Genomic DNA, 20,094 nt, shown 5'->3' on the forward strand with positions numbered 1-20,094 from the left:
TGAATGTTACAGAAAACATTGACTAAGTGGGAAAAGTGTTTACCATAAGGTTCGTAAGCGGAAACAACAACTTACTGTAAGAAAGGGGTTCTGTGTAATGTATGATCCGAAAATAATGGCATTAGCGGAGAAAGAGGCAGAATCCAACTTGCAGACCAAAGAGGGCGGCCCCTTCGGTTCAGTAATTGTCGATAAGGATGGCAACATTGTGGCGCAAGGTCATAATCAGGTTTTGCACAATAATGATCCGTCGGCGCATGGCGAAATTGTGACAATGCGCAAGGCTTGTCAGAAGTTGAACACATATGATTTAAGTGGATGCACCTTGTACACCAACGCTTATCCTTGTCCAATGTGCTTGGCTGCAATTATCTGGGCTAATATCAAGACTGTCTACTATGGCAATACGGCTAAAGATGCCGCTGACATTGGTTTTCGTGACGACTTCATCTATAAGTTTATCAATGGTGGGGCAAGCGATACGTCTGTGTTGAATTTGCAGCAACATGATCGCGACAACACGATGAAGTCCTTCAAAGCCTTCAAAGAAGACTCCGCCGCTACAATTTATTGACGGTTAATTCTGAAAACTGAATAGGGTGTGTGAAACACCTTTATGTATATGGCGAATGGCTGGCGAGCGCTTTTGAAGCGGTCGTGAGCTATGCGCCATTTTTGTTCTATTGATGAGGTGAATAATATGGCACAAGCAAATCCAACAGCAGTGACTACACCGTCTTTAGATGATGTGTGGCATGATAAAAAACAGCTGCGTACTGAGATTTTAGGCGGCATTACCGCATTCTTTGCCATTTCCTACATCATTGTCGTGAATCCGATGATTTTGGCGGATGCGAAAATGCCGGCTTCTTTGACGATGTTTTCTACGATTTTTGTTTCTGTAATTGGCTGCATGTTAATGGGGATCTTTGCGGATGCCCCTATGATATTGACGCCTGGCATGGGGGTCAATGCTTTCTTTACTTATACTTTGGTTGTCGACATGCGTCTGACATGGCAGCAAGCCATTGCCGTGTCAATTATCGGCAGTGTTTTCTATTGCATCATTGCCTTCAGTAAGCTGTCCCAGATTATTTCGGATGGTATTCCCGATTCCTTGAAAACTGGTATTACCGTGGGTATTGGTGTCTTCCTAGTGCAGATTGGCCTGCAAAAAGCTGGCTTGATTAAGTCCGGCGGCTCCCGCTCCTTGTTGGCCTTTGGGTCATTGGCTGATCCGTCGGTGATCTTGGCGATCTTCGGTCTAGTATTGAGTCTCTGGTTGTTCATGCGCAAAGTACCAGGGGGATTTGTCATCAGTATTGCTGCCACGACTATTGTGGGTCTCCTGTTTCAGATCAAAGGCCAAACGGTACCGAATGCATCACTGGGAAATCTGGCACATTACGGTGACATCTTCATGAAGGGTGATTTCAGCCAAATCTTGACGCCCAAGTTTTTGCTCGCCATCTTTGCCATGGCTATGATTCAGTTGTTCGAAGCTATGGGGATCTTAGAGGGGATGTTGCCGGATAAGAGTAAGTTCAAGAAATCCTTTGAAGTATCAGCATTTACGACATTCTTGTCTGGTATTTTTGGCACAAGTCCGACTGTGGATGCGGCCGAAAGTGCCTCCGGTATCCAAAGCGGTGCGCGGACCGGCGTGATGAGCATTACTGTAGGTATTATGTTTGCCCTATCAACATTCTTCGTCCCACTGCTCAGTTTCGTTCCCCAAGCAGCGGTGGCACCCGTCATTATTATCACCGGTGCTTTGATGATGGAGGATCTGAAAGGTCTGGACTTTGCTCATTTAGAAAACTGGTTCCCGGTCTTCCTGATTGTCGTGATGATTCCATTTACCGGTAGTGTTTCCACCGGGATGGCATTTGGCTTTGTCAGTTATCCGTTATGCCAGTTGTTAACGGGTCACTACAAGCGCATTAATGCGGTTAACACGACATTGGCGTTGGCATTTTTACTGACGTTGGTTGCTAATACGTTCCTAAGCTGAACCATTGAATTGGGTGTATTTAAGCGGTCCAACAATTAAAAAGTTGCGCCGCTTTTTGCGTTTTCTCAAAGTGAAAAAATACCGACTTGAGGTAGGAAAGCTTTCACTTCCAATCTCAGGTCGGTTTTTATGCACAAAGTTAGGCAAGAACGTTGGCTGTTTTTCAGCAGTCTCACGTATTGAAAATCATCTTTAAAGATGGTTCTTGGCTGGCAGTACGACCAAGCGGCACAGAACCAAAGATTAAGACGTATATTGCAGCGCGGGGCAACTCAGCTGCTGATGCGGCCACCGTTCTAACCCAACTGACTAAATACGTCCAGCATTCGCTGTACGAGAAGAACGCAAAGTAACGAGACAACAGCAAAACAGAGGATCTCTCCGTTGGGGGGAATCCTCTGTTTTTTGGTATAGGGGGGTGGAATTAGACTGTTTGTTTTGTCTGAATGGCGGCTATTCGGTTCATGGCGTTGTCACTAGACGTACTGCTGATTTTCAGTCTTGTTGTGCACTGCTTCAGAAAAGTCTGTAAAAATGAGTTCAGATAGATTAACGCCGTTATTGGTTGTGATTAACCAAGCCCACACCTGAAAAGGAATAACGGCCAGCAAAGGTGCCTTAAAAGGATCGTCAAGGTGGCCCAAGAATAAAGTCTCCTCATCGGCAGGCCATTCATTAGTGAGGCTAACGGTGAAGATGTTTTTGATATAGCGCTGTTCGTAAAGACGCAACGCGTGCATTTTTTGTTTGATTGTTTGGTTGGCTGCTGTCTCAATATAAAATTGGCAATCGGTAGGATGAATACCAAGATAAGGGCCATGCATGAAAGCCTCTAGATCAAATCCAGCGGATGGTTCACGAACGACCTCGGTAAATTTGGTCGCCATTTCTGAAACGGTTCCGTTTGTTGCACCATACCCGATGGCGGTGTATTGCGTGGGATGATGCAGAGCAGATTGATGATCATGATAAAATTTCTCACTCAAATCGATTGTTGAAGGAACTCGTTCGATTGTCTTTTGAAAACTGCCCAGTTCACTTTTTTCTTGCTGCGGTGTAATTATATTGGCTCGACGCGCGTAGCGTAATCCCAGCAGCATAAGAGAAAGTACAGTAGCGTTGTAGCCCATTGTGACATAACCGACCCATTCTTTACCGGTGAGAATATCCAGAGTTGCATCGGACGCACGCGGCAGTTCCGTATTTGGCTGGCTGGTGACAGCGATTGAGTAGATGTTTTGAGACGCTTGCACTCTTTGTATTGCAGTCAGGGTCGCAGTGCTTTGACCGCTTTGCGAAACACCAATGACAAGATCGGTGTTTGAGTCAATTGTTTCATACATTGCGTAGTTGAATGGTTCCTCAATTTGAACATGAACTTTCGCAATTTTTTCGATATAAAGCTTGGCACTCTTGGCTGCATTAATACTTGACCCAGTACCGAGAATCAACCAATGTGTTGTACTCAATGGTGCCTTATCTAATGTGGCATCAATCTGTTGAGGATAATGGTTTAAAATCCGTTTCAGGGCAGTGTGTTCTTGATTGATATAAGTGTACATTGTCGGTTTCATTATTGTTGACCTCCAAAATAGTGGTTCAGAAAAGTTGCAACACCATCATGTGAATTATCGTGCGTTAAATATGGCACAGCATTTTTTACGGTAGTTGCTGCATTCCCCATTGCGACACCAACGTTGACTGCTTGCAGCATGGCCAAGTCGTTTAAGCCATCACCAAAAGCCATGGTGCGATCTAAGGAATGCTGATTCTCTTCACAAATTCGACGAATAGCTGTAGCCTTATCGGTTTGATACGGCATCAATTCAATATTGTTGGGTGCTGAAGAGGAGGTGGATAATGTGCCCAGGCTTGTTAATGCTGCTCGTGCATGTTTCAGTTCTTTTGGTGCATTATCAGAAATGAGAATTCCATTGACAATGGATTTACGGTGTTTAACCAATGCTTCGGCGGAATCGATATGAACAAAGCGTTGCTGTCCAGTCCCGGTGACTCTGTTTTGTGTGTCCTGAGTAAAGTAAGAGGGTAAATTCTTTGTGTAAAATACGCGCTGAGTAGTAAAAAGAAAAGCCGATAAATTTGTGGCTTGGCCGACTTGGTAAATGTCATGCAGGGCGGCGGCACCAAGCAGTTTTTTCTCCACACCACTAGACGTTTTTACCACAGCGCCATTCGAAGCTACAATCTCTAAGTAGGGACTGATTTGGTTAGCAATGAGTGAAGCTGAAGCTAGCATGCGTCCAGTTGCAATGAATAAGCGATGTCCCTGTTGATGCAATAAATCAATGGTATTGATGGTGGCTGGTGAAGCTTGCTGATTATCATCCACCAATGTGCCGTCGATATCCATAAAAATATAGTATGGTGCCATGTTTACTCCTTCTTCTTTTTTAAGGGATGACCTGATGATTCACGAATAATCAGCGTAGGTAAAGCAGGGGTTGGAATAGGTGGTATTTTCTCTTGACCGGTGGCTGTGAGCAGCTTATTAACAGCAATGTTCGCTAAGTCTTCATTGTGGTGGTCAATGGTCGTCAGTCTTGGGGTGAAATAATTACCATTCGGAAAAGCATCACAGCTGCCAATTGCCACATCATCTGGGCAAGATAATTGGTGATCGTTTAACGCACGAATTGCACCAAGCGCAACTTGATCATTAATAGCAACGATCGCTTCGGGAACCTGCTGAGTATCGATGAAGTGCCTCATACCCTGATAACCGTCTTCGACATAGTAATCACTCAACAATACGTTTTTTGCAGAGTAGTCTGCGTAAGTGGTCATCATTTTGCGGTAGCCTGATAACCTTTCATTGGTGATGGTAATGTCTGGTTGTCCACCTAAGAAGGCAATGTTCTTATAACCGCTTGCCAACAAATGTTCGGTTATCATTTCAGCGCTCATTTGCTGATAACGTGGGACAAATTCGCAATCAACACCCTTGACTGGTTGGGCGACAATCACGACGGGTAAATGATGAGCCATCTGTTCGAGGGCAGTAATGTAATGCGGATCAGGCGTTGCTTGATCAATTTCACCACCTAGTATTAAGACGCCGTCAACTTTTTTTTCTTGCAAATTACGGAAAGCAGTAATTTCAATTTGTACGGTATCTTTCTGATGTGTATGACCAGCAGTCATAGTATTAAACAGAAGAAGGGAGAACCCAAAGTCTTCGGCGACGGCTTCAATATTTGATACGAGTGCGGTGAAATAGGGATTGGTGATATCTGATACAACAACACCTAATGTGTTGGTGCGTTGATAAACCATTCCGCGTGCAATCATGCTGGGTTGGAACCCGCTTTGGTCAATGATTGCTTGGATTTTCTTCCGTTTAGCGGGGTTGACATGCGCTTTATTATTTAAAACACGAGAGACCGTTGATACGGAGACGCCAGCCATACTGGCAATTTCTTTGATAGTCAATTGCTTCTTGTCCATATTGCACCTCCAAGACATCTTGAATTCAGTGTATGTCTGCAAGAGTAAATTTACAACAAAATTGGTAACGTTGTCAAATGATGGTGAATGGGTATTGACAATCGACTAATTCAGTAATAGCATTGTTCTCGTTGGTAATGGAAACGGTTCCCGATAATTAATAACGTTACCAATTGGGAGGAGAATGCGTGACGTTAGCAACGACGATGGCATTAGACGTTGGTGGTACAAAGATCTTGAGTGGCGAAATAGATACACAAGGTGGGGTTCATGACTTACAGAGAATCCCATCAAATGTCCTTACCCAGAAGGCTGCCACCGAGCAAATGATTCAAATACTCGCGACACGGTTATCCAATACAACAGTTGGCAATGTCCGAAGTATCAGTATTAGTACAGTGGGGCGAGTGGATATACACAGCGGAGTTTGGCATGAAATTGATCCTAAACGGGCTAGCTCAATTGCGTTAGCTGACGATTTAGCACAGCGCTTTAACCTGCCTGTTTACGTGGGCAATGATGTGTATTGTGCGACTTTAGCTGAGCTCCAATTAGGAATGGGTCAGCAAACAGACGAGTTCATTTATCTCAATGTTGGTACCGGTATTGCTGGTCGGGTTGTCTCTCGCGGGAAAATTATTGTGGGTGCGCATAATGATGCTGGGGAAATCGGGCATATGGTTGTTGACATGGATAGCCACGAACAATGTGTTTGCGGCCGTTACGGTTGTGTCGAACCGATTGCCTCTGGATTAGGGATGAGCAATTATGCAAAGAAGTTGATGCATACAGGAGCCAAAACGATATTACAAACAGAAAGCGATGGTCGTATCGGAGCAAAACAACTTTTTGATGCATTCGATAAGGGAGACCTGGTCGCACAAAAAGTGATTAATCGCGCATTGAAGGGGATCAGTACGTTGATACTGAACCTCATTCGAGTGTCTGATCCAGAGGCGGTGGTTCTTGGCGGTGGTGTCACAAATAATGGATGGCTTCTCAGTCATTTACAACCATTAATTACACCATATATTTCGGACACCAAGCCAGTTAGGGTCGTTTCTAGCGCCATTGATCCTAACCATATTTCGTTAATTGGCGCTGGATTACGTGGATTTTGAAGGAAAGGAGAATGATGAGTTTGGCTAAAGTAGACCAGTATCTCCAGACGACACATAATTTAAGCGAATTACTTACACCGCCTGCAGTACAAAATTTGCCACTGGGCGATGAGCCAACTAAATTACCGCTAACTACTCAAATTGGTCACTGGGAGTCTCGCGATCGTGGTGAGGTGATTAGTAAGACGGTTGATCGTGTTCAATTGTTGTCACCAACTCGCTATGAGTCATGGCCAAAAGGTGCTCCGGCTGATGGAGATTACATTCAGTACGGTGAAACCACAGCAGCATTAGTACTAGGTCGTGAAAATTGGGAAGATTATAACCAGCTTTATTTTCAAGCAGAGGCTAAATGTACCAATGTGATTAATCCTAACGTGACATTGTCGTTTAAGAACGATGGCAAGGTCAAAATACCCGATCAGTATCTACGGGATGGATTTCATTCCATCGATTTAGCCAACAATCAGAGCAATTTGATTGTTGTGGATATCAGTGATTTACCACGTGACGCAATCACAGAAATTGCACTCAGCACAGCCGCAAATGGATCTTATCTAAATTTGCCTGGTCAGATTGATCTAACATTTAGCAACTTCCGTTTGGCAAAGACTGTTTCAAGACAAACCACCCATGGGTGGAAACCAACTCCAGGACGTATTGTTGTATCACAAATGGGCTATGGATCTTCTGATAAGAAAGTGGCAATCATGGCCAAGCAAGATACAGATCAAAGCTTCTCGTTGGTCAATGTGGATACAGGAAAGGTGATGTTGACTAAGAAATGGCTGGAGGAGTCTGTTGCAGATGATGCGGTTTTGTTAGCTGGTGATTTTTCGGATTACACAGAAACCGGAACTTATCGAATTCAAAGCGGTAGGAACCAATCCACCGAATTTCAAATTCGTGATCAATCGGGACTGTGGTCGGCTTCTGTATTCAAGACAATGAATTTTATCTTCAGTGAACGCTGCGGTTATCCCGTTCCTAGAATTCACGGCACCTGTCACGCTGATGTATATGCAAAGCACAAAGAAATGGTGCTTGCTTTCAATGGCGGTTGGCACGATGCTGGTGATTTGTCGCAACAGACGGTACAAACAGCAGAAGTTGCGTTGAGTCTAGCAGAGGCCGCTCATGCCTACCGGTCAACGAATGAAGCTTTATCTGTTCGCCTTGATGAGGAATCGAGGTGGGGATTCGATTTTGTCCTCAAAACACGATTCGGTGACGGTTATCGGGCGACCAGTGCTGGAACTTCACGGTGGACAGATAACTGTATTGGTAATTTTGATGACGTACGGGCACGCGTACACAATAATCCCTATGAAAACTATTTATTTGCAGGCATCGAGGGTCGGGCCGCCCAGTTGACCGACGATGACACTTGGCGAAAACGGCTCATTCAGGTTGCTGTACAAGATTTTGCGTTTGCAGAAGTGGAGTTTGCAAAAAAGCCATATGCACCCGAAAAAATAATGTGGGAGCATACGTATAACACATCGAAGGCGACCTATCATGCCACGGTTGCCTGGAGCGCGGCCATTCTATTCGAGACAACAAAGGGCCAACAATATTACGATGCGGCGTTGGCAGCAGGGAAACGATTATGTTTATGCCAAGAACACCATGGGATACGTTTGGATAATGGAGATATTGTACGCGGTATATTTTACAGGGATGAACAACACAAGGTATTCCAGCACTTTAACCATCAGTCGCGAGAACATCTTTTTGCTGCGGCATTAGCAAAAATGATAGCGATTACTTCTGGGGAAACGCGTGAGAAGTTCCGCGCAGCAGCGCGTTCGTATGGTGACTCCTTATTGTACTTACAACAGTTTACGAAGCCTTACCCGATGATTAGTGCTGGACTTTATCGGGATGATGAATATCGGGATCACGATAGCTTTTATCACCAACATTTGTTAGTGGATGAGTCAGCAGAAATTGAATTTCGCTCACAGTTGAAAAAGGGAATACGTGTGGCGCCGCATATCTATATCAAACGGTTCCCGGTCTGGTTTTCATTTCGTGGGAACAACGGTGTCCTATTATCAACAGGAATCAGTGCCGCTATTTTGGGCCACACATTACGTGACCATCAGTTAATCCAATTGGCAATTGATCAGTTGAACTGGGTAACAGGATTAAATCCTTTTGACCAATCCTTGATGCTTGGTTTAGGGACTTATTTCCAAACGCAATATGCGGTTTCATCCGGTCAACAAGTTGGGGAGCTGCCCGTTGGTATTGAAACACTGGGAGATGAAGATATACCTTATTGGCCGTCATTCAACAATGCTACCTATAAGGAAGTTTGGATTGCTAATGATGGCAAATGGCTTTCGTTAATTGCCAATGTGCTGGGACTACATTGAGGAGAGTATGAAAACATGAAATCAAATGGGTTTATTGACGGATTATCGAGCTTTGCTGGAAAACTATCAACTAATCGGTACATTATGGCGATTCGAGATGCCTTTGCAAGTACCATTCCAATCACGATTACGGCTGCATTTTTCCTGTTAATTAATAATGTGTTGTTGGCGCCTAAAACTGGATTGCTGCGTGATATGCCGGGACATGACCAAATTATGGCAGTCGGGGTCCAAGCATATAACGGTACACTGGGAATTCTGACAATTTTGGTCACGTTTTTGATTGGTTATCGGTTAGCCACATACATGGATAGCGATGGTCCTATGGCTGGGATTGTTTCAATGGCAAGTTTCGTTGCCTTAGTTCCTAATGTATTACAGGTCACCACGAATGCCGGGAAGAATGTGGCAGTGAGCGGAGTGCTCACCCAAAGTGAGACTAGCGCAACTGCGATGATGATGGGCATTATCGCAGGTCTGCTAAGTACGACTTTGCTTGTGAAGTTATCTAAAAATACACATCTGCAGATCAAGATGCCTGATGGGGTACCACCGGCAGTTGCTAAAGCGTTTAGTTCTTTGTTTCCAGCATTTATCACAATTACTTGTTTTGCGGTAGTTGAAGAATTGGTTGTCGGAATCGTCCATATGTCCGTTTCCGATATCATTGTCAAATTATTGCAAGCACCTTTAGTTGGCGGGTTTCAATCACTCCCTGGTATCCTATTATATGTTTTCCTATCCACGGCGGTCTTTATCTTCGGTATTCACGGCGCGTTTGTGTTCGGGGCAATCTCGGGCCCAATTTTGTTGACATCCTTACAACAAAATATTGACGCCATTAAGGCCGGTAATTCGGCACCAAATGTAGTCACACAGCCCTTTCTAGACGCTTATGTTTACATGGGTGGTGGTGGCACTATGATGTGCTTGGTGATTGCCATCTTGATTTTCTCCAAGCGTAAAGATGAGCGAATGATTGCAAATATTGGTGGTGTAGCCAGCTTGTTTAACATTAGCGAACCGATGATGTTTGGTGTGCCAATTGTGTTTAACCCGATTTATGCGATCCCATTCATTGCTACTCCGATGGTCGCAACAATATTAGCATATGCGGCGACTACACTGAACTGGGTAAAGACCACTTATATCTTGGTTCCTTGGGTCACACCACCAGTGCTTTCCGGATATTTAGCAACTGGCGGCGATATTCGAGCGTCGTTATTACAATTAGTAACATTGGCCATCGGAGTATTGATTTACGCTCCGTTTGTTATCGCGTCTAACCGCGCGTTTCAGAAAGAACAATTGGAAGAACCCGCTGCATAGTCTACGTATCTTTAACAGAGTTCTTTATTGGATTTAGACGTTTTCAGAAACGAAATGGCCTATCCGTTCAATTATGCGGATGGGCCATTGTCTATCTCTAGGTTATCAATCAGTTATTCTCTAACTTTGCAACACGAGGGTTGAATTATTAACCATTGCCCCAGACGGACTCTTCGTGACATTAATTGCTTGATCCGTCTGGTTGTCAGTAATGATCATTACGACCATTGGATCGTAACCAGCTTTCCGAATCTGGTCAATGTCCATTTCGATAAGGGTATCATGGACATTGATACGGTCACCAGGCTTTACTTTGGCAGTGAAGTACTTTCCCTTTAAAGCCACAGTGTCGATACCGAGATGGATCAGAATCTCCACGCCGCAGTCGGCCTTGATCCCAATTGCATGTTTCGTATCAGCCAACATTACAACTTCCCCGCTAACCGGTGCTTTGACTTCGTTAACAGTCGGTTCGATGGCGATCGTCTTACCCAGTATTTGTTTTGCAAAAGTCGGGTCTGGAATTTGGTCAGTGCTGACTAATGTTCCTTCAACGGGTGAGGCAATAGCGACAGTGGCACCGGCAGGGCTTGTTGGTCTGGCAACGGTATTGATGGCATTGACGCTGGCCGCTTGGTTCTCTTGCGCTTCAATCTTTGCTTCTTCTTTGTTTGGATCAAAGAAGAAGTATACTAGACCGCCGCTCACCAGCATTGCAGACAGGTGAATGATTAAATAGTTCATTATGGCTGTGCCGCTGTATAAGTAGGTCACTAACCCAGGAATCGCGGCAACGCCCATTCCAGTGCTGGCCGCATGCAGAATGCCGGCAATCCAACCGGATACTGCACCACCGCATAGTGCAAAGATAAATGGTTTGCCAAAACGAAGATTGACACCAAAGATGGCCGGTTCCGTAATCCCTAAGAATGCAGATAGGGAAGCTGAAGTGTAGAATCCGCGTTTTTTACGATCCTTCATTTTCAGACCGGTGACTAATGCTGCTGTGGCCTGTGCGATAATACCACCGGTGATCATGGCATTGAATGGATTGAATCCAGTGGTCGCCAGCAGGCTGCTTTCCAGTGCAAGGAATATGTGGTGCATACCAGTCACCACGATGGCCTGCTGGGTGCCGCCAATTATTAGACCGCCGAGACCGAACGGTAAGGTGATTACAAATTTTGCAGCTGTCAGAATGGCCTGTTCAATGATCTTGCAAATGGGACCAACGAACAATAGTCCCAACAAACCGGCTACGAGAATAGTGAGAAAAGGGGTGACGATCAATTGAAGGGCATCAGGTACTTTTCTCTTCAACCATTTCTCCACATTCGCACCAATAATGACAACGATTAATGCAGGTAACACTGAACCAGCAAAACTCGTGATGTTGAGTTGCAGGCCTAAAACATTAAAATGGATTGCTTTCTCAAGCCCTTTGGCGACATTATCTGGATTGGGCAGAGCTGGATTAACCAGCATCAAACCGAGAATGATACCGAGAACGGGCGTGCCGCCAAATTGTTTCATACCTGACCAAGCAATTAAGACAGGCAAGAATACGAAGGCTGTTTTCATCAAGATGGTGGCAATCGTCATTGCGGTGGGGTCCATTTTGATGCCAAACGCGTTGATACAGTTAATGAATCCACCAAATAGACCAGTGGCGACCAATGCTGGAATGACGGGGATGAAAATGTCGCCAAGAATACGTGAGAATTTACGCGGTAAGGACATGCCGGCATAAATATCTCCTTTGATATCGGTATCCACAGAACTGCCGCCGGATGCTTGTAAGACAAGATCATAGATCCGGTCAACCAAGCCAACACCCAGGATGATCTGATATTGTTCGCCAGAGAAGAACTGGCCTTTCACACCATCAATATTCTCGATTGCTTGGGTATTGATTTTGTTCTTGTCGTGCAATGTGACCCGCAACCGAGTTGAACAATGCCCCAACGCACGAATGTTTTCTTTACCACCAATATCGTTCAAAATTGAATTCGCGATTCGTGAATCATCTTTATTCATTATGTCTTACCTCCTCATGGTCGCGCTGCAGTGCCGTCGGGTAACCGGGCTAGTGTCCAGTCATCTGTGACTGCGACGGGCGGAAACTCTTCGGCTGCGGCTTCGTCAACGGTGACCCCAATACCAGGTTGATCATTGACGTATAAATATCCCTTCCTGATCATCGGTGTGCCTGGGAAGACGGTATACGTATTTTCACCAATGCTGTTGCTCCATTCTTGAACACCGCAGTTTGGTGAAGAAATACTCAACTGGGCACTAACGGCATGGCCAATACCGGAGAGATCGCCAGGTCCATGCCAGGCGGTCCGAATGCCGAACATCTCCGCCATGGCAATGATTTTGCGCACGGGCGTGATGCCGCCGGCTTGACTGATATGCAAGCGTAAGTAATCGGTGTATCGATTGGTGAGCACATCCATCCATTCATGGGGGTTATTGAAGAGTTCGCCAATGGCCAATGGGATTGATGTTTGCTGGCGTAAGCGAGCCAGCCAGTCAATCTGTTCGGGGGGTAAAGCATCTTCCAGGAAAAATAAATTGTAAGGTTCCAGCCGCTTGGCGAAATTCAACGCATCTGCTGGCGCCAGCCGTTCGTGGACATCATGGCTGAAGGAGATCTCATTACCGAATTCTTCACGGAGACGGGCAAATAACGCGACTGTGGTGTCCATATACTCCTGCGGATCATAATAATGACCAGCCGATTTATGGCTTGGACAATGCAGATTCTGTGCTTTACCACCGTAGCCGCCAATTTGGACTCGGATATTTCGCCAACCTTGTTGGACTTTATCGCGGACCATCGTGACGGCGTCTTCTATCGTGGGGGCTCCGACATGGATATAAGCGGGGACGGCATCACGGCACTTGCCGCCGAATAGTTCGTAAAGCGGCAGCCCTGCAATTTTTCCTTTAATATCCCACAGCGCCATATCGACACCGGATATCGCGTTATTGAGTACCGGCCCATTGCGCCAGTAGCTGCTATTGGTCATGGTTTGCCAAAGGTCTTCGATTCTTTGGGGATCCTTCCCGATAAGAAACGGTTTCAAGTAGTCGTTGACGACAGTCTCCACAGCCTTATAGCGCTGAGTGAAAGTGGCACATCCCCAACCAAATATTGCGGGATCATTCGTGGTCACTTTGACGACCAGCAGGTTAATTCCTTCTGGCGCTGTGACGAGTGTGGAGACGTTGGTGATCGTGAATTGATTCATAAGAACCCTGCTCTCTAATTGATTACAAGGTCAGTATATCCGAAGCGCTTACAGATGAATATAGAGTTGGGACAAACAGCAAAAAAACACTTTGATTGACACTTTGTCCCAGTTGATGGGATAAATTCCAGCAAATAGTCATTTTCTATATGTTGGCAAACAGCCGTGTTAAACGGTATCATCGAGATGTGCAACTTGGTCTTATTTTGGTAAGCACACGCAGAAAATGGTCTGTTTTGAAATAAGTTTCAAAGGAGAATTGTCATGAAAGTGGCGGAACTGGTTAATCACAACTACGCTCGGTTAACTGCAAATGATCAATATGTTTGGCAGTATGTGTCAAATCACCGCACAGAGGTGGTCAACATGACCTTGGCGGAGTTGGCGAAAAAAAGCAATGTGTCAAAGTCTTCAATCCTGCGATTCACGCAAAAGATCTCATTTCGCGGATTCTCTGAGTTTAAATATGCGCTGAAGAATGAAGAAACCACCCAGTCGCTTGAAGCGGCGCCGGTCAAGAAATTTGGGACAATCATTAACGCCACATTGGACACGCTGATGACCCATGATTTTAGCGGTACGATCCGGTTGATGGTGAGAAGCCGTAAAGTCTTCCTTTACGGTACTGGTAACTTGCAAAGACTGATGGCCCAAGAAATGCGACGGCTGTTTCTAGCAGATAACGTCACTCTTTTTGTGGTAGAAGGGGTTGATGAAATCAAGGCACTGACCCGAACCCTGACGTCTGAAGATTTAGTGTTTCTGATTTCTTTGCATGGTGAGTCGGACAATGCGATATCCTTTGCCCAGAGCTTGCGGACGAATGGGATTCCATTTGTGTCGATTACCAGCTACATTGACAATGAGATTGCTAAGCTTGCTAACGAGAGTATTTTCGTCAATACCGGCGAGATTGAGATTTCGGAGAATCATACTTTGGAGGTGGCGGATGGTTTCTTCCTGTTAGCCAGTATTTTGTTCCTGCGGTATTGTGAGTTTACGAATCAGAAGTGATTTGATCGGCCACTTTGGCAAAATAAAAAAACACAGGATGATCAAAGCTTGCACACACAGTGCACCTTGATCATCCTGTGTTTTTCGGTATTGTGGCGGGTTCTTAAACATTTAATTCGACGGATCGTGACGTTACCGCGCAGATTCAGCAGTTACATTCATACCAGTCGTATCTGCCTCAGCCAGCGCATCTTTGTGCATCTGTCCCAGGTACCACTTAAATAGTACTCCGTAGCCGATAATTGCGACCAATGATGAAAGGATCAGCTTTAAATCGAAGGTATTAAAGGCTCGTCCAAATAGAATAGCCAGCATTTTTTCAATCGGATCAGAATCAATGGAACTGAACAGTTGCCCTTTGGCTAATCCTTTCGGAAAGTTGTTCATGGCAATTGAAGCACTAGTGATGAATGGTGCAATCAATGTGGCGGCCCAAAGGAAGATCGGCACCATGATGGTACCAATTAGGGTCATTCGAATGACACGGCCTTTAGTAACCAATAGCAGCGCCGGAGTTAACACGGTCAAGATGATACCGCCTAAAGGCAAGACCCGATTACCTGGAAGAAACATTGCAATAATCAACATAATTGGCGCAAGGATATTCGCCACGGCCCAAATTTCTGCTCTAGAGGCTAAAATTGGCCAGTCGATGGCCACATATAATTTTCTGCCGCGTAGTTTCGAACTCATCATGGTTTGAATGCCGCCAGATAACGGTTCAATAGCAGGACCAAACCAACCGCCGACATAGGCAAACAATTCCAAAGCGACACCAGCAGTGAAAGCAAGAGTGAGAATATTAGCTACGCTTTGCTTACCTAATAATCCGATGAAGACACCTAAGTAAGCACCAATGGCAAACTTACTGCCCCAGAAGCCAATTTTTTTGTTCAAAGTGTCAGCATCAAAATCGAATTTGTCGATAAATGGAATGCACTTGTCGATTAATCGATTCAGAAGCATCGCCAGGGGCATCACCAGTAATGACGGATGAGCAGTGGTCGTGATATTTTCATCATCATAGCCCAGTAATTCATTAATTGTGGGTTTGATGGCATCTGCATTGAACAGCATGAGCATGATAATGACCACCACAAAGAGGGATGTGACAAATAGATTGCCGCCAGAATAGTGATGAATAAGCAATCCCAGGATGGAAACATTCCAAATATTGAACAAGTCAACATTCAGCGTATTCGTCAACTTGAAAAATAGCATCACCAAGTTCGTGATAATGGCCAAGAATGCAAAATACAGTGTATAAACTGATCCCCAAGTAATTACTGCTAGCGGAGCCCAGCCTAGATCGGTGATGTTAAGACTGACCCCAGTTGATTTAACAAAGGCATCCAGCGCAGGACCAAACGAAGTCGTTAGTAATGAGATGACCGCGCTCATTCCGGTCAAGGCCACGGCCATACGCAGGCCACCTTCGACAGCCTTTGAAAACTTCACCTTAAAGGCCAAAGAGAGCAATGTGATGATGAAGAACATCATTGCAGCGCCCCCGAGGCCGATAAAGAAGTCAAATCCAGAACGGATTGTATTAATGATCATTATGGATCCTCCTGATTCACATTAGTTTACGTAATCGGTTACGTAAATCAGGACAACAACACTTTAGCGTATTCAGAAATCGATTGCAAGTTTTATTTTTAGGGTTGACAGATTCAAACGGCAACGCTATCATTTGTTTACGTAATCGGTTACGTAGTTTAACGAATGAGGACTCAACATGACGACATTGAAAGATATTGCCCGTTTAGCGGGAGTTTCCACGGCTACTGTTTCGCGCATTATTAACGGTAAAGGCGAAGCTGGACTGGATACGATTCGTAAAGTTAACAAAATTGTGGCGGAGATGGGCTATAAGCCAAATACTGTTGCAAAAACTCTTTCTCGGCGCGAGTCGTCATTAATTGCCCTATTGATTCCCAATCTGAACAACCCGTTTTTCAGTGAATTAGTCGGGGAAATCGAGCGAGCAGCGAATCAACACGGCTTCCAAATCTATTTGTGTAACAGTGAAGATGATCGGGAAAAAGTTGAATACTATCTGGAAACAATGGCTGACAATTATGTCATGGGGGCTATTATCAACTCACTGTTTGTCACGGTGGAGGATTTGCGTTGGCTAGAGTCACGTGGCATCTCCACAATTACAATAGATAGAACACAACTTGCACACCCTTATTCTGCGGTAGCTGTCGATCATGTACATGGGGGCTATATTGCTGCGAAGGAAGTGATCGGCGAGCGCCATCATCAGCGGCTAGTATTCCTGTCTGGGCCAGCAAACGAAAAAAGTTCAGAAGACCGTTACGCAGGTTACTTGAAAGCAGTTAAAGAGGCAGATGCAGTTAATCTTGGTCAATTGTTCGGTAATTTTGATATTACCTCAGGTTATCAGGCCTGTTATGACTTTTTGCAGGACGGGACTATCATTGATGGAATTGTCAGTTCTAACGATGCAATGGCGCTGGGTGCGATTCGTGCTTGTCAGGATTTGCAGCGCCAAGTACCGAAAGATATCCGTATCATCGGCTATGACAATACCAGCTATGGTGCATACTCAATCCCTCGATTGAGCACGATTAATCAATTTAAAAAGAAGTCCTCAGACATCATTATTGAGGAATTAATTCGGGTACATCAACACAATCAAAAAGCCAAAAAGTACCAAATGGAACCAGAACTCATTACGAGAGAGACAACTTGAAAGGATCTTTAAAATGATGAAATTATCACCGTCATTAATGTGTACTGATTTAGCCAATGTGGCTAAGGATATCAATGAATTGGATGCTGCTGGCGTGGATCAGTATCACATTGACATTATGGATGGTCAATTTGTTCCCAATTTTACTTTGGGACCGGATTTTATCCATGCAGTACGTCAGCAGACCGAGAAACCGCTGGACATCCATGCCATGGTGGAAATGCCGGAACGGTTCATTGACTTGTTTCATGACGCCGGTGCCGACATGATTGCTATTCATGCAGAGGCCACCAAGAACCTACAAGGTACACTAACGCATATTCGTGATTTGGGGATGAAGGCGGGGGTCGCAATTAATCCGTCAACTCCTTTGGATGTTTTAAATTATGTCTTTAACGTAAGCGATTACGTAATTGTAATGACCGTTAATCCTGGATTTGCTGGACAAAAGTTTATCCCCGCAATGTATGGAAAAATTCGCGAGTTGAAGCAAATAATCACCGAAAAGCACTTGGACATTGCCATTGAAGTGGATGGCAATTTGGGTACAGAGACAATCCCTAAGTGTATTGAAGCTGGTGCAGAGTGGTTTGTTGGTGGATCAAGCTCTGTCTACAAGAAGGGCCACTCATTGACTGATAATGTGCAGACAACAAAACACTTGATGGCACAGACAGTTACGATGGCAAGTCAAGAATAAATGGAGGGGTATCAAAATGAAATATGATGTTGCAGTGTTGGGAAGTATCAATTTGGACGTTAAAGCACTCGTCAAACAGTATCCGGCATATGGGGCCACGGCAACGGCCAGGGATATTCAAATGCTGCCTGGTGGTAAAGGTGCCAATCAGGCCGTCGCAGTCGCTAAACTGGGTGGTAAGTTAGCATTTATGGGGGCAATTGGTAATGACGGTGCCGGCAATCAAATGATTGCTAATTTACAAGCTAACCATATCGATACCCAATTCATAGTTCGTAAAAACGATATTGGAACGGGAACTTTCATTATTCTACTGGATTCTCAAGGTGAAAACACAATGGTTGGAACATTAGGGGCCAATGGCGCGTTGACGCGACAGGAAGTCGCTCAGGCGATGGCGAAGATCGATGCGCCGGTCCTTTTGCTGCAAATGGAAACCAGTCGAGAATCTGTTTTGACCGCATTACAAGAGGCAAAGCGTAAGGGTATGTTTGTTATCTTAGATCCAGCACCAGCAGACAATTTTTTTGAGGAAGCCTTGAAGTATGCAGATTGTGTCACACCGAATCAACAAGAAACCGAAAAAATAACAGGTATTGCTGTCCATACTCAGGAAGATGCAGAAAAGGCCGCGAAGATGATTGCTCAAAAAGGCGTCCCCAATGTGATTGTGAAAATGGGCAGTGTGGGTAATGTGGTTTATCACCAAAATCAGTTAGACTTTGTGCCGGCAACGAAAGTTAGGGCTGTTGACACAGTTGGTGCCGGTGACACATTTGCGGGTGCAATGGCCACTCATTATGCTCATCATCGTGATCTATTGGCTGCGGTCGAGTTTGGCAACGCCGCAGCGTCAATTAAAGTCAGCCGTACCGGTGGGCAGAAATCCATCCCGACATTAGCAGAAATGACGCAACTCGTTTAGTGACAGATGAATATTATTTAAAAGGGCAGCGAATACCTGATGTCAGTAGATTATGACAGCAGATATCGCTGCCTTACTTATTGCAGCAAAAAGTGTGCTTTCGAAAACCCGTGGATATTTATGATAATTAATGGTTGCAGATGAATAATTATGGTGATACACTGGGTTTGTTAACAAAGCAAGGAGGATGTTGGAAATGAAATTAGCCACAAGAATCAATTCGTTTTTACCCGTATACGATAACGATCTGAAAAAGGTACTTAAAGAGTTACACGGTCTGGGTCTGACCCATGTGGACCTAAATTATCCAGAACATGTCAAAGGTTTTTCAGGTGCAGAAATGAAAGCGCTTCTGGAGGGCGATGATTTGCAGCTTAACGGTGTAGCGCTCCGTTTCCGTGATGAATACGTCAGCGGCGAGATTGGCAATCCCAACCAAGAAATTGCACAAAAAGCTTTAGATTTGTGCAAATCGGCGGCCGATTACTGTCGTGAAGCCGGCGGTCACGTAGTCACGATTTGGTTAGGACATGATGGTTTCGATTATAACTTCCAAATTGATTACACTCAGGTCTGGCAGCAACTGGTCCGTGCTTTTCAAGAGATTGCTGATTATGCGCCTGATTTGAAAATCAGCATTGAATACAAACCATTCCAACCCCGGGCTTACGCTTTTATCGACAGTATGGGTGTGACGGGTATGATGTTGCATGATATTGATCGGAAGAATGTGGGCGTTACCTTGGACTATTGCCACATGCTAATGAAGCATGAGAATCCAGCCTTTGCCGCAGATATTTTTGGTGGTCGCAAGCAGCTTTTCGGTATTCACCTCAATGACGGTTATGGTTTGAACGACGATGGCTTAATGATTGGCACTGCGAGTCCGTTTAAAACCTTAGAGTTCTTGTATTACGTTAAGAAGCATCATTACGATGGCGTGATTTACTTCGACACCTTCCCAGTGATTGAGGGTCCAAATGAAGAATGTGAACGCAATATGGCGATGATTAAACACTTCGAAACAGTGCTCAATCGTGTGGGTATGTCAGAAATCGGTAAAGTGGTGCAACAAAATGATGCTATTGCCGCTCAAAAGTTAATGCTGAAGTTCTTAAACAGCCCGAGCTGAGTGGCTCGCGCCAAAAAATCATGATGAGGTGAAA

17 protein-coding genes are annotated in these 20,094 nt (G+C 44.8%); 11 read left to right on the top strand and 6 right to left on the bottom strand.

What is annotated here, in order from left to right; genetic code table 11:
- The first annotated feature begins 97 nt into the window (after positions 1–97).
- The 3 genes from FD09_RS00735 (at position 98) to FD09_RS15820 (ending at position 2,367) form a co-directional block, all read left to right on the top strand.
- Positions 98–574, top strand: coding sequence for a nucleoside deaminase (locus tag FD09_RS00735; RefSeq protein WP_057817268.1), 477 nt, complete (start codon positions 98–100; stop codon positions 572–574).
- Positions 575–700: 126 nt separating this feature from the next.
- On the top strand, positions 701–2,014 hold the full coding sequence (locus FD09_RS00740; protein WP_057817270.1) for an NCS2 family permease: 1,314 nt from the start codon (positions 701–703) through the stop codon (positions 2,012–2,014).
- Between the two features lie 179 nt (positions 2,015–2,193).
- Complete coding sequence (locus FD09_RS15820; protein ID WP_420806829.1) at positions 2,194–2,367, top strand: hypothetical protein; 174 nt, start codon at positions 2,194–2,196, stop codon at positions 2,365–2,367.
- A 123-nt stretch (positions 2,368–2,490) separates the two neighbouring features.
- Here FD09_RS15820 and FD09_RS00745 read toward each other — a convergent pair whose 3' ends face one another.
- From FD09_RS00745 to FD09_RS00755, 3 genes are read right to left on the bottom strand one after another with little or no spacing between them, the layout of a single operon-like run.
- Positions 2,491–3,588 carry an SIS domain-containing protein gene (locus tag FD09_RS00745; protein ID WP_057817272.1) on the bottom strand — a complete coding sequence of 366 codons (1,098 nt, stop codon included), beginning with the start codon at positions 3,586–3,588 and terminating at the stop codon, positions 2,491–2,493.
- Positions 3,588–4,406: an HAD family hydrolase gene (locus tag FD09_RS00750; protein ID WP_057817274.1), complete on the bottom strand. Its 819-nt coding sequence runs from the start codon at positions 4,404–4,406 to the stop codon at positions 3,588–3,590. The genes FD09_RS00745 and FD09_RS00750 overlap by 1 nt, the downstream gene beginning before the upstream one ends.
- A 2-nt stretch (positions 4,407–4,408) precedes the next feature.
- On the bottom strand, positions 4,409–5,479 hold the full coding sequence (locus FD09_RS00755; protein WP_057817276.1) for a LacI family DNA-binding transcriptional regulator: 1,071 nt from the start codon (positions 5,477–5,479) through the stop codon (positions 4,409–4,411).
- A 188-nt stretch (positions 5,480–5,667) separates the two neighbouring features.
- On the opposite strand from FD09_RS00755, the gene FD09_RS00760 reads away from it, so the two are divergent.
- From FD09_RS00760 to FD09_RS00770, 3 genes are read left to right on the top strand one after another with little or no spacing between them, the layout of a single operon-like run.
- Positions 5,668–6,600, top strand: coding sequence for an ROK family protein (locus FD09_RS00760; protein WP_083487383.1), 933 nt, complete (start codon positions 5,668–5,670; stop codon positions 6,598–6,600).
- A gap of 20 nt (positions 6,601–6,620) precedes the next feature.
- Positions 6,621–8,981 carry a glycoside hydrolase family 9 protein gene (locus FD09_RS00765; protein WP_162261456.1) on the top strand — a complete coding sequence of 787 codons (2,361 nt, stop codon included), beginning with the start codon at positions 6,621–6,623 and terminating at the stop codon, positions 8,979–8,981.
- Positions 8,982–8,996: 15 nt separating this feature from the next.
- Positions 8,997–10,310, top strand: a complete 1,314-nt coding sequence (locus tag FD09_RS00770) for a PTS sugar transporter subunit IIC (RefSeq protein ID WP_057817280.1) — start codon at positions 8,997–8,999, stop codon at positions 10,308–10,310.
- Positions 10,311–10,430: 120 nt separating this feature from the next.
- Here the strand turns inward: FD09_RS00770 and FD09_RS00775 are convergent, their stop codons facing one another.
- Both FD09_RS00775 and FD09_RS00780 read right to left on the bottom strand, forming a co-directional pair.
- A complete protein-coding gene (locus FD09_RS00775; protein WP_057817283.1) occupies positions 10,431–12,347 on the bottom strand; it encodes a PTS sucrose transporter subunit IIABC in 1,917 nt (638 codons plus the stop codon).
- Positions 12,348–12,361: 14 nt separating this feature from the next.
- On the bottom strand, positions 12,362–13,567 hold the full coding sequence (locus FD09_RS00780; protein WP_057817285.1) for an enolase C-terminal domain-like protein: 1,206 nt from the start codon (positions 13,565–13,567) through the stop codon (positions 12,362–12,364).
- Between the two features lie 264 nt (positions 13,568–13,831).
- Between FD09_RS00780 and FD09_RS00785 the strand changes: the two genes are divergently transcribed.
- Positions 13,832–14,581, top strand: a complete 750-nt coding sequence (locus FD09_RS00785; protein ID WP_235812179.1) for a MurR/RpiR family transcriptional regulator — start codon at positions 13,832–13,834, stop codon at positions 14,579–14,581.
- A gap of 132 nt (positions 14,582–14,713) precedes the next feature.
- On the opposite strand, the gene FD09_RS00790 is transcribed toward FD09_RS00785, so the two are convergent.
- The gene (locus FD09_RS00790; RefSeq protein WP_201782843.1) at positions 14,714–16,141 is read right to left on the bottom strand and encodes a PTS transporter subunit IIC; all 1,428 of its coding nucleotides are present in this window, start codon (positions 16,139–16,141) and stop codon (positions 14,714–14,716) included.
- A gap of 178 nt (positions 16,142–16,319) precedes the next feature.
- On the opposite strand from FD09_RS00790, the gene FD09_RS00795 reads away from it, so the two are divergent.
- The 4 genes from FD09_RS00795 (at position 16,320) to FD09_RS00810 (ending at position 20,060) form a co-directional block, all read left to right on the top strand.
- Positions 16,320–17,303 (top strand): LacI family DNA-binding transcriptional regulator, encoded by a 984-nt coding sequence (locus FD09_RS00795; protein WP_057817290.1) that lies wholly within the window; start codon positions 16,320–16,322, stop codon positions 17,301–17,303.
- A 13-nt stretch (positions 17,304–17,316) separates the two neighbouring features.
- Positions 17,317–18,003, top strand: a complete 687-nt coding sequence (gene rpe, locus FD09_RS00800; RefSeq protein WP_057817292.1) for a ribulose-phosphate 3-epimerase — start codon at positions 17,317–17,319, stop codon at positions 18,001–18,003.
- Between the two features lie 16 nt (positions 18,004–18,019).
- Positions 18,020–18,928 carry a ribokinase gene (gene rbsK, locus FD09_RS00805; protein WP_057817294.1) on the top strand — a complete coding sequence of 303 codons (909 nt, stop codon included), beginning with the start codon at positions 18,020–18,022 and terminating at the stop codon, positions 18,926–18,928.
- A 196-nt stretch (positions 18,929–19,124) separates the two neighbouring features.
- On the top strand, positions 19,125–20,060 hold the full coding sequence (locus tag FD09_RS00810) for a sugar phosphate isomerase/epimerase family protein (protein ID WP_057817296.1): 936 nt from the start codon (positions 19,125–19,127) through the stop codon (positions 20,058–20,060).
- Positions 20,061–20,094 lie beyond the last annotated feature (34 nt).

It is taken from the genome of Schleiferilactobacillus perolens DSM 12744, from assembly GCF_001435585.1.
Lineage (GTDB): Bacteria > Bacillota > Bacilli > Lactobacillales > Lactobacillaceae > Schleiferilactobacillus > Schleiferilactobacillus perolens.

Excerpts from the sequence above, each read along its gene's own strand:
- FD09_RS00735 (WP_057817268.1), top strand. The coding sequence starts at position 98 with ATGTATGATCCGAAAATAATGGCATTAGCGGAGAAAGAGGCAGAATCC.
- FD09_RS00740 (WP_057817270.1), top strand. The coding sequence starts at position 701 with ATGGCACAAGCAAATCCAACAGCAGTGACTACACCGTCTTTAGATGAT.
- FD09_RS00745 (WP_057817272.1), bottom strand. The coding sequence starts at position 3,588 with ATGAAACCGACAATGTACACTTATATCAATCAAGAACACACTGCCCTG.
- FD09_RS00750 (WP_057817274.1), bottom strand. The coding sequence starts at position 4,406 with ATGGCACCATACTATATTTTTATGGATATCGACGGCACATTGGTGGAT.
- FD09_RS00755 (WP_057817276.1), bottom strand. The coding sequence starts at position 5,479 with ATGGACAAGAAGCAATTGACTATCAAAGAAATTGCCAGTATGGCTGGC.
- FD09_RS00770 (WP_057817280.1), top strand. The coding sequence starts at position 8,997 with ATGAAATCAAATGGGTTTATTGACGGATTATCGAGCTTTGCTGGAAAA.
- FD09_RS00775 (WP_057817283.1), bottom strand. The coding sequence starts at position 12,347 with ATGAATAAAGATGATTCACGAATCGCGAATTCAATTTTGAACGATATT.
- FD09_RS00780 (WP_057817285.1), bottom strand. The coding sequence starts at position 13,567 with ATGAATCAATTCACGATCACCAACGTCTCCACACTCGTCACAGCGCCA.
- FD09_RS00785 (WP_235812179.1), top strand. The coding sequence starts at position 13,832 with ATGAAAGTGGCGGAACTGGTTAATCACAACTACGCTCGGTTAACTGCA.
- FD09_RS00790 (WP_201782843.1), bottom strand. The coding sequence starts at position 16,141 with ATGATCATTAATACAATCCGTTCTGGATTTGACTTCTTTATCGGCCTC.
- FD09_RS00795 (WP_057817290.1), top strand. The coding sequence starts at position 16,320 with ATGACGACATTGAAAGATATTGCCCGTTTAGCGGGAGTTTCCACGGCT.
- rpe (WP_057817292.1), top strand. The coding sequence starts at position 17,317 with ATGATGAAATTATCACCGTCATTAATGTGTACTGATTTAGCCAATGTG.
- rbsK (WP_057817294.1), top strand. The coding sequence starts at position 18,020 with ATGAAATATGATGTTGCAGTGTTGGGAAGTATCAATTTGGACGTTAAA.
- FD09_RS00810 (WP_057817296.1), top strand. The coding sequence starts at position 19,125 with ATGAAATTAGCCACAAGAATCAATTCGTTTTTACCCGTATACGATAAC.